Below are 17299 nucleotides of genomic sequence, written 5' to 3'. Positions count from 1 at the left end.
TAAAAAATTAGAAAACTCATTAAATATTCACAGCGTTTTCGGTTTATTTTCTTGTTACTATTTGATATAGATATTCAATTTTCAATGTTCATCCTTGGTGATCTCTCACCAATGGAGCCTAGCGGGATCGAACCGCTGACCTCCTGCGTGCAAAGCAGGCGCTCTCCCAGCTGAGCTAAGGCCCCACAAGACCTCTCAAAACTAAACAAGACGAACGTGCAGGTTTCCTTATCCTTAGAAAGGAGGTGATCCAGCCGCACCTTCCGATACGGCTACCTTGTTACGACTTCACCCCAATCATCTATCCCACCTTAGGCGGCTGGCTCCTAAAAGGTTACCTCACCGACTTCGGGTGTTACAAACTCTCGTGGTGTGACGGGCGGTGTGTACAAGGCCCGGGAACGTATTCACCGCGGCGTGCTGATCCGCGATTACTAGCGATTCCGACTTCATGTAGGCGAGTTGCAGCCTACAATCCGAACTGAGACTGGCTTTAAGAGATTAGCTTGCCGTCACCGACTTGCGACTCGTTGTACCAGCCATTGTAGCACGTGTGTAGCCCAGGTCATAAGGGGCATGATGATTTGACGTCATCCCCACCTTCCTCCGGTTTATTACCGGCAGTCTCGCTAGAGTGCCCAACTGAATGATGGCAACTAACAATAGGGGTTGCGCTCGTTGCGGGACTTAACCCAACATCTCACGACACGAGCTGACGACAACCATGCACCACCTGTCACCTCTGTCCCGAAGGAAAGCTCTATCTCTAGAGCGGTCAGAGGGATGTCAAGACCTGGTAAGGTTCTTCGCGTTGCTTCGAATTAAACCACATGCTCCACCGCTTGTGCGGGCCCCCGTCAATTCCTTTGAGTTTCAACCTTGCGGTCGTACTCCCCAGGCGGAGTGCTTAATGCGTTAGCTGCGGCACTGAGTCCCGGAAAGGACCCAACACCTAGCACTCATCGTTTACGGCGTGGACTACCAGGGTATCTAATCCTGTTTGCTCCCCACGCTTTCGAGCCTCAGCGTCAGTTACAGACCAGAGAGCCGCTTTCGCCACCGGTGTTCCTCCATATATCTACGCATTTCACCGCTACACATGGAATTCCACTCTCCCCTTCTGCACTCAAGTTAAACAGTTTCCAAAGCGTACTATGGTTAAGCCACAGCCTTTAACTTCAGACTTATCTAACCGCCTGCGCTCGCTTTACGCCCAATAAATCCGGATAACGCTCGGGACCTACGTATTACCGCGGCTGCTGGCACGTAGTTAGCCGTCCCTTTCTGGTAAGATACCGTCACAGTGTGAACTTTCCACTCTCACACTCGTTCTTCTCTTACAACAGAGCTTTACGATCCGAAAACCTTCTTCACTCACGCGGCGTTGCTCGGTCAGACTTCCGTCCATTGCCGAAGATTCCCTACTGCTGCCTCCCGTAGGAGTCTGGGCCGTGTCTCAGTCCCAGTGTGGCCGATCACCCTCTCAGGTCGGCTATGTATCGTCGCCTTGGTGAGCCGTTACCTCACCAACTAGCTAATACAACGCAGGTCCATCTGGTAGTGGAGCAATTGCCCCTTTCAAGTAAATGTCATGCAACATCTACTGTTATGCGGTATTAGCTATCGTTTCCAATAGTTATCCCCCGCTACCAGGCAGGTTACCTACGCGTTACTCACCCGTTCGCAACTCATCCGCTCGGTGCAAGCACCAAGCTTCAGCGTTCTACTTGCATGTATTAGGCACGCCGCCAGCGTTCATCCTGAGCCAGGATCAAACTCTCATTAAAATAATTGTTTGTCTTAAACTCATTCTGTCACTGACAGATTTATTGTTTTTTTATTGTTCAGTTACTATAACTTCCGTTATAGCGCCCTGCACATTGGTTCGTCTTGTTCAGTTTTCAAAGGTCTTTGTCGCTCTCGCGCGACAACTATATTAGTATATCACGACCAAAACTTCTTGTCAATATCTTTTTTCTATTTTTTTAAATTTTTATTTTTATGAAAAAGGATGCTTTGTTACATCCTTTTTCATAAATGATGATCCTTGAAATCTTTCAAGTATTCTTGGAGCCTTCTTTTCATCTTTGCTTTTCCTGAAAAACGTTGATTCATCAGTAGTTTATCATATTCTTCTTTTTCTTGATCGGTTAGGTTTTCTCTGAACTCCTTTAGGGCTCCTCTTAATAGGACTAGTTCATCCAAAAAGAGTTCTTTTGATCGAAGTCGATGGCTAATCTCCCCAATCTCTGTATAGGGTACTTTATTTAACTTCCTCTTATCACTTTCTTGTTTTCTAACTTTATCCTTTATGTGATTGCGAAACTTTGTTTTGAAGTAGGTTAATAAGATTTCTTCATTTTCTTCTACTTCAGGATTACTTATTTGTAACTCATACAGCACTAATCTTCCTTCTTGTTCCCAGTCTGCATGATCCCAAAGGTGAATATAAAATTCCTTCTCACATTTCCATACTATCCATTTTACTTTCTCATATGATTTTTTAAAGTTCATTGGACCTCCTTTCTAACTTGTTTTCATTTTAAAGGAGGTTAGGATTTATTTGTGCTGTTTTTTCTATTTGGAATCTTTTCTAACTCTAATCGGTCTTTATTTTTATAAGAATGTCAAAATAGTGTTTTTATCATACAAAAAAAGTTGCTACGAATGTAACAACTTTTTGCGATAGTCCGTACGGGATTCGAACCCGTGTTACCGCCGTGAAAAGGCGGTGTCTTAACCCCTTGACCAACGGACCATTTTTACAACGTAATCTATTATATCAGTTCATTTTTATCTGTCAATACTTTTTTGAAAAAAAGGAGCCGAATTTTTCGGCTCCTTCTAAAAGTTTTAGAAGACTCTAAAGTTTATTACTTATTTTCTTCCATTTTAGATTTAATTTCTTCATAAGATAATGGTTTAGATTCTTTTTCTAATTCTAAATCAGTATCTTCTGGCATTTTACCTGTTTCATACAATGACTTAATTTGAACACTGTCCAAGGTTTCGTATTTCAACAAGGCTTCTGCAATCAACTTGTGGGTTTCACGATTGTTCTGGATGATTTCGGCAGCTTTATTGCGAGCTTCATTCAATAGACTTCTTACTTCTTCATCAATTTCATATGCTGTTTGCTCTGAAATAAATTTTTGAGTTGTTTGAGCTCCAAACATAGCATGGTTGCCTTCGTATTGAACCGGACCAAGTTTTTCACTCATACCATATTCTGTTACCATGGCACGCGCCATTTGGGTCGCTTGCTCAAAGTCATTGGAAGCCCCTGTGGTTTGAACGTTAAAGATAATTTCTTCCGCTACACGTCCTCCCATAAGACCAGCTAATTGTTCTTTCATATCTTCTTTAGAAAGTAACATTTGATCTTCTTTTGGAAGAGCAATCATATAACCGCCTGCACGTCCACGTGGAACGATGGTCACCTTGTGGACAACACGAGCATTAGATAGGACCAATCCAACAATGGTATGCCCTGCCTCATGGTAAGCAACCAATTCGCGTTCCTTTTGAGAAACTGTTCGGTCTTTCTTGGAAGGACCAGCAATCACACGATCTTCGGCTTCATCAATATCAGATGCATCGATAACCTTCTTATTGCGACGAGCCGCTACTAGAGCTGCTTCGTTTAAGACGTTTTCAAGATCTGCTCCAACAAATCCTGGTGTTTGTTGGGCAACCAGTTTCAAGTCAACATCTTTGGCTAATGGTTTATTTTTAGCATGAACACGCAAGATAGCTTCTCGTCCTTTTACATCTGGACGACCAACTAAAACCTTCCGGTCAAAACGACCTGGACGAAGAAGGGCTGGATCTAGAACATCGGAACGGTTAGTGGCTGCGATCACGATGATACCTTCGTTTCCTTCAAAACCATCCATCTCAATCAAGAGTTGGTTAAGGGTTTGTTCCCGCTCATCATTTCCTCCACCAAGGCCAACTCCCCGTTGACGTCCAACAGCATCAATCTCATCGATAAAGATAATGGCTGGTGCTGCTTTTTTAGCGTCCTCAAAGAGTGAACGTACACGGCTTGCACCGACACCGACGAACATTTCTACGAAGTCAGAACCTGAAATACTAAAGAAAGGTACGCCAGCTTCTCCTGCAACTGCCTTAGCAAGTAATGTTTTACCAGTTCCTGGAGGGCCTTCGAGAAGGACACCTGCTGGGATACGAGCACCCAATTTTGTAAAGCGTTTTGGATCTTTTAAGAATTCAACCACTTCAACAAGTTCTTGTTTTTCTTCTTCAGCCCCTGCTACATCTGAAAAACGAACCTTGATATCTTCTTTATTGGTAGCACGCGCTTTGTTACGACCAAAGTTCATAGCACCGCGGGCACCTCCGCCTCCTCCTTGATTCATCATGGAGAAGAAGAAGAACATGACAATCACAAAGGGTACGATTGAAGTCAGAATGGTAATCCACATTCCACTTGAGCTTTCCCGTTTAATAGTGATGTCAGCCTTGTGTTCGGATGCTAAGTTTTGTAATTCTTGAACCGTCAAATCAGACGGTAAGATCACACTCGTGAAGCGAGTCACCTTACTTGGACTTGGAGTGAAAAATTGAACCCCTGTATCATCCTTGCTGGTTTTTGCTTTGTTATAGGTACCGGAAATTTCAATGACACTACCGTTTGGCTGGTAGCTAATTTCCTTGACATTGTCTGATTTAAGCTCTTTTACCAATTCTGTATAATTGATTTGTTGGCTTTGCCCGATACTGTTTCCCGCAAAGAAATACTGAAAACCTGTAACAGCAGCCACTATAATCAATAAGTATAGAAAAGGATTTCGAACAAAACCATTGTTTCTGTTATTTTTCATCTAGTTTCCTCTATTTTGAATACACTTCTTCTTTCAACACTCCGATATAAGGAAGGTTTCGATAATTTTCTTCGTAGTCTAAACCATAACCCACAACAAACTCATTTGGAATGGTAAAGCAAGTGTAATCTGCTTCAATCTCAACTAAGCGTCCTTCAGGTTTGTCCAACAAGGTAGCAATTTTAACAGATGCTGGTTGACGTCCTTCAAACAATTCTTTCAAACTCTTAAGAGTTTTACCAGTATCAATGATATCTTCAACAAAGAGAATATCACGTCCCTTAATGTCTTGGTCTATATCTTTGATAATATTGATCACGCCTGAGCTTGATGTTCCACCATGATAACTAGACACCAGCATAAAATCCAACTCAATATGCATATCAATATGTTTGATCAATTCTGCCATAAATGGGACTGACCCTTTTAGAATCCCTACTAAAATTGGATTTTTTCCTTGGTAGTCTTCTGTCAGTTTTTGACCAAGTTCACGTGCTGCAGCTACGATTTCATCGTGGGAAATGAGTATCTTTTTGATATCTTGTTCTAACATCTTTTTTACCTATCTATTTTCTGGATATAAATTGTGTCCTTCATTATACCATTTTTTAATTCCTTACTCAAATCACTGATCGCAATTTCAGGAATAGCCAGTATTTGTTTATCTTGTTCTAAAACCACCAGATTATTTCGTTGATCTAAAGGGATTTTTTGGTTAATCAACAATCTGCTAATTTTTCTATGGTGACCGTTCATCAGAATACGATCTCCCCTTTTACGGGGGCGAATAGAAACTGGATGGTTATTTGGAAGTGGGATAGCCTCCATATATGAATCGCTTGGTTCCACTCCAAATAAAAAGCGATAAGCACCTACTGTCTTTATGGTTCCAAATTGTAACAAATCTTCTGACATTCGGTCATCCGTCCTTCGACTGATTTTCCGAATTTCAAAATAGTGATAATCTTTGTAAAGTTCATAACCATTCTTTAGAACTTGTTGCGTGTTAGATTTGGTCACTACTATTCTATGTAATTGTTCAAATTGTGCCCGACTTAATTGCAAATCTGGAAAACCAGCTAGATACTCTTCCAGCAAATAAATCTGAACAGCTGGTGATTGCTTTTGAAACTGCGTCACATCTTGTAGCTTCAAATCTTTTGTCAACTCTTTTAAAGCCTGGTGCCAATGACTGAGATCCTCTCCTAAGTTGACCAAAGCACTCATTACTTGAGGATTTTCTTCTTCTAACAGTGGGAGATAACGATGACGGATACGATTACGGAAATAGTCTAAAGAGCGATTGCTTTTATCCTCATAATGAAAAATTTCTGGAAAATCCTTTTTTTTGAAATGTAAGAGGGGACGGATCAACATACCCTGTCCAAATGGTTGTTTTAAAGGAATACCTTTTAAATGCCGCGGACGACTTCCACGAATTAGACGCATTAAAATCGTTTCTGCCTGATCATCCATATGGTGAGCGGTGACGAGAGCACTACAAGCTTCTTCTTTCATAACTTTTTCAAAAAAGTCATAGCGGAATTGTCTAGCTCGGCTTTCCGAAAAAGGACCAGAGAAATGAGCAACCTTCAGTGGTAGATGTTTTGCTTGAGCTAATTCCCGAATTCCTCTTTCCTCCTGGTCAGCTTCAACGCGTTGGTGATGATTGACATGAGCAAGAACGAGTTCAATTCCCAATTGATGCTGGTAATGGTAGAGCCAATCTAGTAAGGTCATAGAGTCCACCCCTCCTGATAAAGCCAAAAGGACTTTTTGATGAGATTCAAAAAGCCCCTCCTTTTGACAGAACTGAAGAAATTTTTCTTTCATTACTGTAAGACCTCATAAATATCTTTGGCAATTGCTGAGATAGTCTCGTAATCAGAGTGATCCGTAAAAATAGCCAAAATAAATGGTGAATCTGTATAAACAATGGCGACATCATGACGGAAATCATAGGCATCTCCAATCTTGTGAGCGACCTTGACTGGGATATCTTTTGAAATTCGTTGATCATCAAAGCGAGTATCCGACAAAGCATCAATGATTCCACCATTTTGTTGGTAGATAGCTTCCATGACATTCCCTGCCATTTTGGCAGATGCCATTCTATTTTCTACATTCCACGTTTTTCCTGCAATCTTATTGGTCACCTTTTGAAATTCTTTATCTGATTGGTGCGTTACATAATAGCCTAAAATGTTTTGCGCAACATTATCGGATTCTTTGGCCACCCGGTTAATCAAATCAGCGACGGTATATTCCTTATCATCCGGTGTTTTTGAAATACTTCCACTGCCTTCTGGTTCATAAGCTCCAGGATAATCATTAACTTCTTTTGTATATTTTAAAGGAGTCTGCAAATCTACATGATTCTCATTCAACTCTTTTTGAGTATAGTACAAATATAAAAGCTTGGCTATACTGGCAGAATACATTTCCTGGTCTTCATGTATCCCAGCAGTCTTTCCAGTATCCACTTGCTTCACGTAAACTGCAATTCCATCTTTGTTGTACTTCTGATTCAGAATCGCTTGGACTTCTTCCATCCGATTATCTGTAGCAGAAAGTTCATCTTTTGAAATCCAACCCTGGCCAGAAATTTCTAGGTAGGTCCCTTTTAAAGTTTTGGCACTCTTGGTGATTTCAACCTTGCTATAGGGAGCCAGACTTGTTTTTTTGCTTTTTGCGCCATTTACCAAGGGTTGATCATAAACTGTAAAAGAGGACGACAACCACATGGTCTTTTTTTCTTCTGTTAATTCCAAAATCGAATCTTCGTAAATTTGATCTTGATCAGCTACTACATACTGTTTATTCGATAATTTAAAAACAGATTTGCCTTGATCATTGACAAACAATTGATCGACAGTGAAGGGAGTATCAGGCCTGATTTCCCCAGCTTTTTGACTCAATTCTGGATCTGAATAGGTCACAATTGGCTGATAAACATTTGGATTAGACGGGATGGAGACAAAGAAATGGTCTTGAGTCCCTATTTGGCTAGTGTAGGAAGAATCAGAAGTTAAAGGAACTTGGGGCTGGGAGGAATCCGATAAGGGTTGGGTGGCTAAGAAAGTAGGAAAAACCATCCAATAAACTAACTTATTCATCCTTGCTCCTTTCCTGATTTTCTTCCTGCAATTTTAAGGCTTGATTCTTTTTAGCTAACTCTTCTAATTTTGTATCAGAATATTCTAGAAATTGTTGAACGGTTTTTACAATATTTTCCATTATTTCGGTAATAAGTTAGGTATCGTATAAATATATTCGCCATCTTTAGAGAAGGAATATTTTGCGCGTGCATATTTTGCAGCGTACTCGTCATCCTTCAATTTCTCTACGATATCCTTTTGATATTCTTTTTCCTCAAGGGTTTGCTGATATTGTTCTTGCAATTGAACGTATTGTTGTTTGCGTTTTTGAAGCGTCTGGTAACTCTGAGCCAGATTATAGGTTGGAAGAATGAACAATAAAATAATTAAAATGAGAACCCAACCCATAAATCGGTTCTGTTTTTTTTGCTCCTCATTCTGGTATTTCCGACGCTGATGTTCGTCTTGAATATACCGATTATTCATTTGTACAATATTTTTAGGCATCTTCTTCTATCCTTGTTTCACGAATGATTTCATACATTTTAGACGCATCTTCTTTTTTGGTACTATCTAACATTTCCAATACTTTTACTGTCAATAGCTTATTTCCAAATCGAACTTCTACTTCGTCATTTACCTTCAAATCAGTTGAACTTTTTGCTAGGACCCCATTGACTTTGATTCGCCCCTTGTCAGCTACTTCTTTAGCTACAGGACGTCTTTTGATAATGCGGGAAACTTTTAAAAATTTATCTAATCTCATCGTATCACCTCTAATGTATTATTGTACCATTTTTTTAGAAAGAGCCTAGTAAAATCTTTCTTTCTAGTCTTGTTTTTCCATTTTTTCCTGCTTGATGGCCAGTAATTTTTCCCCAAATTGTCGCAAGCCTTCTAAAATTTCGAAGTCTTTCTTATTTCGTACATCAAAGATTAATTCAATCAATCCTTGGCTTTCTGCAATACGAGCTTTTAAATTAGTTGCTGATAAGGCAGCAAAATAATCTTGAGTCAAGAAAAGTTGCTTGGTAATTGGCTCAAATTTCACTGTTAGTTGCTGGTCTTTTCGATCGACTACTTTAACAAAGACCTGGTCCAGATAAGATTTGATAAACCCTATTTCTAGGAGATAAGCTACCACATCTGGGTATTCTCCGAATCGATCAATCAATTCGTCTTGCAAGAGCTCATAATCTTCTTGAACTTGAATTTCTCGAATGCGTTTGTAAATTTCAATTTTTTGACGTTCATCGGAAATATAGTCACTTGGAATGTAGGCATCAATTTGAAGATTGAGCTCTGCATTTCCTTTTTGACGTTTTTTCTCTTTTCCTTGTTTTTTCTCAATCGCAGCTTCGAGTAACTGTGAATACATTTCAAATCCGACAGAATCAATAAAGCCAGACTGAGAAGCTCCTAAAATATTTCCCGCACCTCGAATAGACAAATCTCGCATGGCAATCTTAAAACCAGACCCCAACTCAGTGAAACCTTTGATGGCTTCTAAGCGCTTTTCGGAAACTTCTGTCAAGGTTTTGTCCGGCCGGTACATCAAGTAGGCATAGGCAATGCGATTGCTTCGGCCGACACGACCTCTCAATTGGTAAAGGGTAGACAAGCCCATATGGTCGGCATTCTCAATGAAGAGGGTATTGGCATTTGGGATATCCACCCCTGTTTCAATAATGGTTGTTGTGACTAAAATATCATACTCACCTTCAATGAAATCCATCAAGGTGTTTTCCAACCGCACTTCACTCATCTGTCCATGGACAAACCCAATAGAAGCTTCTGGAACTAATTCTTGTAGTTCTGAAACCTTTTGTTCAATAGTATCTACCTTGTTGTAAAGATAATAAACCTGACCTCCCCGATCCATCTCCCGACGAATGGCATCTCGGATTATGGTTGGATTGGTTTCTAAGACATAAGTTTGAACAGGATAACGATTAGTCGGCGGGGTTTCAATAACGGACAAATCCCGAATCCCCAACATAGACATGTGGAGGGTACGAGGAATGGGCGTTGCCGTTAAGGTTAAGACATCGACCTTTTTCTTTAATTCCTTGAGGGTTTCCTTGTGTTTGACACCGAACCGTTGCTCCTCATCAATCACGATGAGCCCAAGATCCGAAAATTCCACATCTTTAGACAAGAGACGGTGGGTTCCAATCAAAATATCGACCTGGCCTTTTTTAAGTTTTTCCAAAGTTTCTTTTTGCTCAGCACGACTCCGGAAACGACTCAAGACATCGACTTCTACTGGAAAGGCATCGAAGCGTTCTTTAAAATTGGCATAGTGCTGTTGAGCTAGGACAGTTGTCGGAACTAATACAGCTACTTGTTTGTGGTCTTTGACAGCTTTAAAGGCTGCTCGCATGGCTACTTCTGTCTTCCCAAAGCCCACGTCACCGACCAAGAGGCGATCCATAGGACTTGAAGACTCCATATCCTTCTTAATTTCTTGGATAGAACGAATCTGATCATCTGTTTCAACATATGGAAAGGCCTGGTCAAAAGCTTCTTGGTTCTCATCGTCTGGAGTAAAGGCAAAGCCTTGTAATTGACTTCGCTCTGCATAGAGTTGAATCAGATCATCTGCAATATCCTCTACTTCTTGACGGACCTTTTGTTTGGCCTTTTGGAAGCGACCATCGTTAAGTTTGTTGATTTTAGGAGGCTTGCCATCACTCGCAACATATTTGGACAGCATCTGGATTTGATCCACAGGAATGGAAATCCGGTCCCCATTTTGATACTGGATGGAGACATAATCTCGGTGAACACCAGAAATTTCAATGGTTTCTAGTCCTAAATACTGACCGATTCCATGAACCTGGTGAACGACGTAGTCTCCCTTTTCCAACTCATTGTAGTTTTTTAACCGCTCCGCGTTGGAAATGGTTTGCCGACGGATCTTTCGTTTAACCTTTTTCTGGAAAATTTCTGTCTCTGTAATGAGGACAATCTTCTCATCCACAAAATGGAATCCACGCGCCAAACCACCGATGACCAACTGGCTCTGTCCAGGATGAAGCTGATCAGGTGCAAGATAATCCAGATCAATCCCATAATCTCTCAAGTGCTCTTGTAACTGCTGGAAACCTTGTTTACTCGTCACCTGAAGAATAACCGTATAGTCTTGTTTACGGAATCGGTCAATTTCATCTTTTAAGAGAGTAAACTGACTAAAGAATTCCTGCATGGGGTATTGGTTAAAAGAATAGAGGGCATCGAATCGCAGATTTCCCAAGCCTTTTTGGAAATTTGAAAAATAAGAAGCTGGTTTATAAGTGCGTAAAAGAGCACTATTGTCCGCAAAATACTGGGCTTCTGCGAAAGAGCGACTCTTTTGTAGATCCTCTGTCAAAAGGTTAGCAACTTCTACATCAAACCGCGTTTCCTGATCCATGATTTTATGGTAATCATCCAAAAAAACAGGAGCATGTTTGGGCAGGTAATCAAAGAGAGTGTAGGTTTGCTGATAAAAAAGAGAGAGAAATTTTCGACTATCTGCATGAAGACGCTGGTGATGCGCTTCTGTGAGAACCTCAGTCAAATAGGATTTAAACTCTGGATTGGGGCTTTTTTGAATCAGCTTCTCTAGGTTCTTCTGCCCTCTTAGAAAATCATCTTTCGTTAGTAGCATATCACTAACTGGATGAACCGTTATCGTATCTAGATTTTTTAGTGAACGTTGAGTCTCTGGAGAAAAAGTCCGAATGCCATCAATCTCATCTCCAAAAAATTCCATACGATAAGGAAAATCTTGACTGGCTTCAAAAAGATCTACAATATCCCCTCGGAGACTAAACTCTCCCTGTTGGCTCACCTGTGAAACCTTTTGATAGCCCATGGCCAGTAGGGTATCTTTCAACTCTGTCAGATTTTTTTCTTCTCCAACAGAGAAAGATTGAATCATAGAGCTGACAGTCTTTGGATTAGGTAAGAGCAAACGGCTACCACTTACATTGGCAATAACGATTCCTTCTTTTTCTGGAGCTAGGAGAAAGTCCAGAGCTTCCAGACGAGAAAAGACCCGTTCCTGGGAAGCAAAGACAAACTCTGCCAAGGGATTGTCATCTCCAAGGAAAAGATAGACCTTTTCTTCGCCTAATAATCCCAATAAATCACTGGCGAGCCGTTCTGCTTCATTTTGGGAGGAGGTCAAGACCAAGGCCTTGTGTCCATCTTCGACAACTGTTGCCATCGTAATGGCTTTCGTAGATGAAGACAATCCTAGTAAAAGAGAGCGACTTCTTTTTTGCTGGTCCTGTTGCCATTTTCTGATATCTTTGTTTTGTTGAAATAGATCAACCAGTGTCTTATATTTATCCATTGTATTGTTGCATTGTTTTTTCAAATTGACCATCTTTCAAATAAAAACGAAGGGCTTCTTCTGACTTGTCGATGGCAAGGAGGATGGTTGCATAATCATCCTGATCGAATTTCCCTAAGACATGGTGGACTACTGACATGCCTTGCTTGGGTCTCCCAATTCCAATCTTGATGCGATTAAAGGTCTGAGTTCCAATATGGTTGATGATCGACTTGATTCCGTTGTGGCCTCCAGCTGACCCTTTGGTACGAAGGCGAATCTTACCGACTTCCATATCCAAGTCATCATAAATAACGACCAAATCTTCCACCTCTAAGCCATAATAGGTTAAAAGTGCGTGCACGGCCTTGCCACTCTCATTCATGAAGGTGGTTGGTTTGACTAAAAAGACCTTTTCTCCATCTATAAAGGTGGAGGTCACATCTGCTTGAAAAATCTTATCATGTGAGAAGGTGAGATTGAGAGACTTCGCCAACTGGTCCACTAGCATAAACCCTACATTATGTTTGGTTTCCACATACTTATCTCCCGGATTCCCCAATCCGACGATTAATTTTGTCATTTGCTTTCCCTTTCAAAAGCCAAAAGGGTTGGAATTTTTTTCCAACCTTTTGGTTATTCACTTGTTTTCTTTATACATTGAAGCGGAATTCCATGATGTCGCCATCTTGGACAACATATTCTTTTCCTTCTTCCCGCAAGCGTCCCGCTTCTTTTACCGCCTTTTCAGATCCGTATTTCACCAAATCATCATAAGACATAGTTACTGCACGGATAAATCCTTTTTCAAAGTCTGAGTGGATGATTCCAGCTGCTTGAGGAGCTTTCATACCACGTTTGAAGGTCCACGCACGTACCTCTTTTTCACCAGCTGTGAAGTAAGTTCCAAGTCCGAGTAAATGGTAAGCTGCACGCGTCAACTTGTCCACACCTGATTCTGTCAAACCAATGGCTTCAAGAAACTCTTTTTTATCTTCATCGTCTAACTCAGAAATTTCTTCCTCCGCACGCGCAGAAATCACCACTACCTCTGCATTTTCTGTTTCTGCAAAGTCACGAATTTGCTTCACATATTCGATAGAGTCTGGGTCTCCAACGACATCCTCATCCACATTTGCTACATACAGAACTGGTTTAGTAGTCAAGAGGAAAAGACCTTTGACAACTTTTTGTTCTTCATCTGTAAATTCAATGGTACGAGCTGATTTACCATCTTCAAGAACTGGTTTAATCTTTTGAAGTACATTAAATTCTGCAACGGAATCCTTATCTTTTTGCGTACGTGCCATCTTTTCCACACGTGCATAGCGTTTATTTACAGATTCTAAGTCAGCAAGAATCAATTCAAGATTAATGGTATCAATATCTGCTAATGGATCTACAAAAGCATCTTCACGACCTTGCTCACGCATGACATTTTCGTCATCAAAGGCACGAACTACATGGACAATAGCATCCACTTCACGGATATTGGCCAAGAATTTATTACCGAGACCTTCTCCTTTTGATGCACCTTTTACAATCCCTGCAATATCTGTAAATTCAAAGGTTGTTGGGACTGTCTTCTTAGGAGTAATCATCTCCGTCAATTTTTGGAGGCGTTCATCTGGAACTTCTACCATCCCAACGTTGGGATCAATGGTCGCAAAGGGATAGTTTGCAGCCTCTGCTCCTGCTTTTGTAATTGCATTAAATAGGGTTGATTTACCAACGTTTGGCAAACCCACGATACCTGCTGTTAAAGCCATTTTTCTTTTTCTCCGTTCACATTTCAATCCCTTTTATTATAACATAATTCAAAGCACAAGATAATGAAAAAATTCAAAGATGTCAAAGGATTCTCACACTCTGCAGAATATAAGGATGACTATCTCGTTGAAAAAACAAAGATTGATTATACCAAGGCAGATTTAAAAGAATTACAAGAAAATCAGTTAATTGCTGCACAAGAAAATCAAAATGTTGATTACATCGGCTACAAAACAACACTTAAAACCTTTAAGTCTAATGGCTTCAAAGAAGTAAAAGATGGAAAATTTGAAGAATTAAAATAATACAAAAGGTTCAGTCACCTCGATGACTGAACCTTTTACAATACTTTTTTCATTTTTTGGTCAAAATCGTGACGGCTCATCATGACTATATGATCACAATTGCTACAACGAATTTTAATATCTGCTCCTACTCGCCTAATTTCCCAACGATTGGCTTTTTTCCCTGTTGCTTTGATGATACAAGCATGGGGTTTTTTCATTTCTACAAAATCACCGACCTGATACATGAATTTTCCTTTCATCAACATAGAAGACGAAAAGCTAGCCTATTCAATGCTAGCTTTTGGCCCTTAATTAGTCCGAACTGGTGTAATTAATTGAATGAAGCGTTCAGATTCCTCTGCTGGTACCAATGTAAAGGGACGAACTGCAGAGATGAAGCGAATGACGACTTTTTCACTTTCAATGGCTTTCAAAGCGTCAATCAAATAAGTTGGGTTGAAGCTGATGTTTAAATCATCTCCCGAAACTGCTTCTGTATCAATTTCTTCATTCACGCGCCCTACCTCAGGAGAATTGACGTGGGCAGAAACAACCCCACTAGCGATTTCTAATTTAACAGTACCGTTTTGAGTAGCATTAGACAACAGGCGGGCCCGTTCCATGGCTTGGCGAAGATGAGCAACTTTAAAGGTTACTTCCGAACTAAACTCTGTTGGAATCAAGCGATCCGTATCTGGATAGTTTCCTTCCAACAGGCGTGTATAGAAACTGATATTGTCACTTCTAAATAAAATCTGGTTATTGGCAAAGAAGACTTCAACCTGTTCAATCTCATCTGAAAAGACAGACGTTAATTCGCGTAAAGAACGGCTTGGAATCACAACATCAAAGTTATCCCCATTTTTTTCAAGGGTAATATTTTTTTGACTCATTCGATGAGAATCCGTTGCCACCGTTTTTAATTCCTTGTGATCAGAAAGAACAAAATGAACTCCTGTCAAAATCGGACGACTTTCTTGGGTACTTGCTGCAAAAGCTGTCTCAGAAATGATTTTCTTCAAAGTTTGAATTGGGAGCGTTAGAGGGTTGCTGGCTGAAATTTCTTGAATACGAGGATATTGTTCTGCATCTTTCCCTTTAAGGGTAATTTCTGATTTTCCACTAACTAATACAATTTGTTTTTGTTCGATTTCTTTCACATCTAAAACGACATCTGGTAGACTGGATACAACATTGATAAAGAAAGTTGCTTCTAAAAGAATAGCACCTGGTGTCGTTACTAGAAGGCCTGCATTGTCATCTTTAACAGAAATAAAGTATTCGATTGAGATTTGTCCATTTGATCCAATGAGAGTAATACCTTCAGAAGTGACATCAATCTTAATAGTGGATAAGATTGGAATTGCATTTTTTGAACTAATGGCTCTTTTTGTCGTATTTAAAGCTTGCAGGAAATAAGCCTTGTTAATAGAAAAATTGATCATGAGATCTCCTTTTATTATTTTAGTATTAGTAAGTTAATAGTAATAGTAGAGTATGTGGAACATGTGGAAAACTCTTCTAAAGCCAGGCAGGAATTGAAAAGTTCCTTGTTCACAACATGTGGAAAAAGAAGCAAGTTTTTCTAGGATTGTCCACATGGGATTACTTTAATTTTTTCTTGATGGTTTGAATCTCAAGTCTGAGATTGTCATCAATTTCGATCATCCCTTTGATTTTTTCATAAGCATGCATGACCGTTGTATGGTCTTTTCCTCCAAATTCACGACCGATACGAGGAAGACTATTGTCGGTCATCTCGCGGGCGAGGTACATAGCTACTTGTCGAGCTAGGACAATATTTTGAACCCGTCGAGATCCTTTCATTTCATTGACACTGACATTGTAAAATTTTCCAACTTCCGTTTGAATCTTTTCGATAGGAATCACCGTAATTTGTAAGGCTTCATTCTTACGAGCTCGAATGGCTTCAGCTGCGACATCAATTGTAATATCTTTGATTTTTTTTACTCTTGCCACAAGAGAGATATCATTCAACGCACCCTCTAAGTCTCGGACGTTAGAATCAAATTGACCTGCTAGGTATTCAAGTGTATCATCAGGGAAAGTAAAGTCCAGGTCTTCGATTTTATTTCTCAAAATTGCGATTCGAGTTTCAAAATCTGGTGGTGTAATATTTTGCGTCAAGCCCCACTTAAAGCGCGTGACTAGACGTTCTTCTAAGCTATCTAAATGATCAGGACTACGATCGCTGGTTAGGACAATCTGCTTATTATCCCCATAAAGAGCATTAAAGGTATTAAAGAACTCTTCTTGAGTTGTAACCTTTTTTCCTCCAAGCGATTGAATATCATCAATTAAGAGCAGATCCAAGTTTCGATAGGTTTTTTTAAAGGTATCCATATCATTTAGGCGAAGACGCTCTAAAAATTCATTGATAAAGGATTCTGCTGGGATGTATTTTACTCGAGCATTTGGGTAGTTTTCCATAATCTGATTCCCAATCGCGTTGAGCAAATGCGTTTTACCTAAACCAGGTCCTCCATAGATAAATAAAGGATTATAAGTGGTAGCAAGGTTTTCAGAAACTGCTAAAGCGGCAGCCAAAGCCCATTGATTTCCGTCTCCACTTACAAAATTATCAAAGGTGTATTTCTTTCTTAATCCTGTTTGGATAGGAGGCAAATCTACTATTGGAGCATGGCTCACTGCATAGTCTCTGGTTATTTCTGAAAGGGGAATAAACTCCTTTTCTTCTTCCTCTTCTTCAAGATTGAATTGATAGGAAATGGTTAATTCTACTGCATAAATTTCAAATCCAGCAGTCAGAATCACCTTTGTCATATTTTCTTCCCAGAATAATTTTTTTACTTCTGCATCTAAATAAATAACGGCTTCTTGTTGATCGACTTTGATGAGTCTTGAAGTAAGGACAAAATAGTCAAAGATTTCTTTTTTAAATGTCTTTTTACTTAATTCAATCACACGATTCCAGAACGTTTCTTCTCTTGACAC

The 17299-nt window shown here is 40.0% G+C and carries 15 protein-coding genes, 2 tRNA genes and 1 rRNA gene; 1 reads left to right on the top strand and 17 read right to left on the bottom strand.

Translation table 11 applies throughout. The features are described 5' to 3' along the window. Nucleotides 1–112: 112 nt before the first annotated feature. The 14 genes from EL081_RS00090 to ychF all read right to left on the bottom strand — a co-directional run bounded on the left by EL081_RS00090 (nt 113) and on the right by ychF (nt 14035). A tRNA-Ala gene (locus EL081_RS00090) sits at nt 113–185 on the bottom strand. A gap of 53 nt (nt 186–238) precedes the next feature. Beyond that, a 16S ribosomal RNA gene (locus tag EL081_RS00085) occupies nt 239–1787 on the bottom strand. A gap of 244 nt (nt 1788–2031) precedes the next feature. After that, nucleotides 2032–2514: a hypothetical protein gene (locus tag EL081_RS00075; RefSeq protein ID WP_006595314.1), complete on the bottom strand. Its 483-nt coding sequence runs from the start codon at nt 2512–2514 to the stop codon at nt 2032–2034. Nucleotides 2515–2686: 172 nt separating this feature from the next. Continuing rightward, nucleotides 2687–2758: transfer RNA gene (locus EL081_RS00070), tRNA-Glu, on the bottom strand. A 115-nt stretch (nt 2759–2873) separates the two neighbouring features. After that, nucleotides 2874–4847, bottom strand: coding sequence for an ATP-dependent zinc metalloprotease FtsH (gene ftsH / locus EL081_RS00065; protein ID WP_126403559.1), 1974 nt, complete (start codon nt 4845–4847; stop codon nt 2874–2876). A gap of 10 nt (nt 4848–4857) precedes the next feature. Beyond that, on the bottom strand, nt 4858–5400 hold the full coding sequence (hpt, locus tag EL081_RS00060; RefSeq protein ID WP_126403558.1) for a hypoxanthine phosphoribosyltransferase: 543 nt from the start codon (nt 5398–5400) through the stop codon (nt 4858–4860). Nucleotides 5401–5405: 5 nt separating this feature from the next. Next, nucleotides 5406–6680 carry a tRNA lysidine(34) synthetase TilS gene (tilS, locus tag EL081_RS00055; RefSeq protein WP_126403557.1) on the bottom strand — a complete coding sequence of 425 codons (1275 nt, stop codon included), beginning with the start codon at nt 6678–6680 and terminating at the stop codon, nt 5406–5408. Further along, on the bottom strand, nt 6680–7963 hold the full coding sequence (locus EL081_RS00050) for a serine hydrolase (protein WP_126403556.1): 1284 nt from the start codon (nt 7961–7963) through the stop codon (nt 6680–6682). Before EL081_RS00050 ends, tilS begins: the two co-directional genes overlap by 1 nt. Continuing rightward, nucleotides 7956–8084, bottom strand: a complete 129-nt coding sequence (locus EL081_RS10185; RefSeq protein ID WP_006595319.1) for an SP_0009 family protein — start codon at nt 8082–8084, stop codon at nt 7956–7958. The genes EL081_RS00050 and EL081_RS10185 overlap by 8 nt, the downstream gene beginning before the upstream one ends. After that, nucleotides 8084–8452 (bottom strand): septum formation initiator family protein, encoded by a 369-nt coding sequence (locus tag EL081_RS00045; RefSeq protein WP_006595320.1) that lies wholly within the window; start codon nt 8450–8452, stop codon nt 8084–8086. The genes EL081_RS10185 and EL081_RS00045 overlap by 1 nt, the downstream gene beginning before the upstream one ends. Next, complete coding sequence (locus EL081_RS00040) at nt 8445–8711, bottom strand: RNA-binding S4 domain-containing protein (RefSeq protein ID WP_126403555.1); 267 nt, start codon at nt 8709–8711, stop codon at nt 8445–8447. The genes EL081_RS00045 and EL081_RS00040 overlap by 8 nt, the downstream gene beginning before the upstream one ends. Nucleotides 8712–8774: 63 nt before the next feature. Continuing rightward, nucleotides 8775–12287, bottom strand: coding sequence for a transcription-repair coupling factor (gene mfd, locus EL081_RS00035; protein WP_126403554.1), 3513 nt, complete (start codon nt 12285–12287; stop codon nt 8775–8777). After that, nucleotides 12280–12849, bottom strand: coding sequence for an aminoacyl-tRNA hydrolase (gene pth, locus EL081_RS00030; protein ID WP_006595323.1), 570 nt, complete (start codon nt 12847–12849; stop codon nt 12280–12282). Before pth ends, mfd begins: the two co-directional genes overlap by 8 nt. Nucleotides 12850–12919: 70 nt before the next feature. Continuing rightward, the gene (ychF, locus tag EL081_RS00025) at nt 12920–14035 is read right to left on the bottom strand and encodes a redox-regulated ATPase YchF (RefSeq protein WP_006595324.1); all 1116 of its coding nucleotides are present in this window, start codon (nt 14033–14035) and stop codon (nt 12920–12922) included. Nucleotides 14036–14098: 63 nt separating this feature from the next. On the opposite strand from ychF, the gene EL081_RS00020 reads away from it, so the two are divergent. After that, entirely contained in the window at nt 14099–14341 is a 243-nt protein-coding gene (locus EL081_RS00020) for a DUF1307 domain-containing protein (protein ID WP_232011416.1), read from the top strand. Nucleotides 14342–14376: 35 nt separating this feature from the next. Here EL081_RS00020 and EL081_RS00015 read toward each other — a convergent pair whose 3' ends face one another. The 3 genes from EL081_RS00015 to dnaA all read right to left on the bottom strand — a co-directional run bounded on the left by EL081_RS00015 (nt 14377) and on the right by dnaA (nt 17299). After that, on the bottom strand, nt 14377–14568 hold the full coding sequence (locus EL081_RS00015) for a DUF951 domain-containing protein (protein WP_126403553.1): 192 nt from the start codon (nt 14566–14568) through the stop codon (nt 14377–14379). A 63-nt stretch (nt 14569–14631) separates the two neighbouring features. Continuing rightward, nucleotides 14632–15768, bottom strand: a complete 1137-nt coding sequence (gene dnaN, locus EL081_RS00010) for a DNA polymerase III subunit beta (protein WP_126403552.1) — start codon at nt 15766–15768, stop codon at nt 14632–14634. 160 nt (nt 15769–15928) lie between these two features. Beyond that, entirely contained in the window at nt 15929–17299 is a 1371-nt protein-coding gene (gene dnaA / locus EL081_RS00005) for a chromosomal replication initiator protein DnaA (protein WP_126403551.1), read from the bottom strand.

It is taken from the genome of Streptococcus viridans (assembly GCF_900636365.1).
GTDB lineage: Bacteria > Bacillota > Bacilli > Lactobacillales > Streptococcaceae > Streptococcus > Streptococcus viridans_A.
The sequence above is the reverse complement of the archived record's forward strand: the minus strand, read 5'-3'. Positions and strand labels throughout refer to the sequence as shown.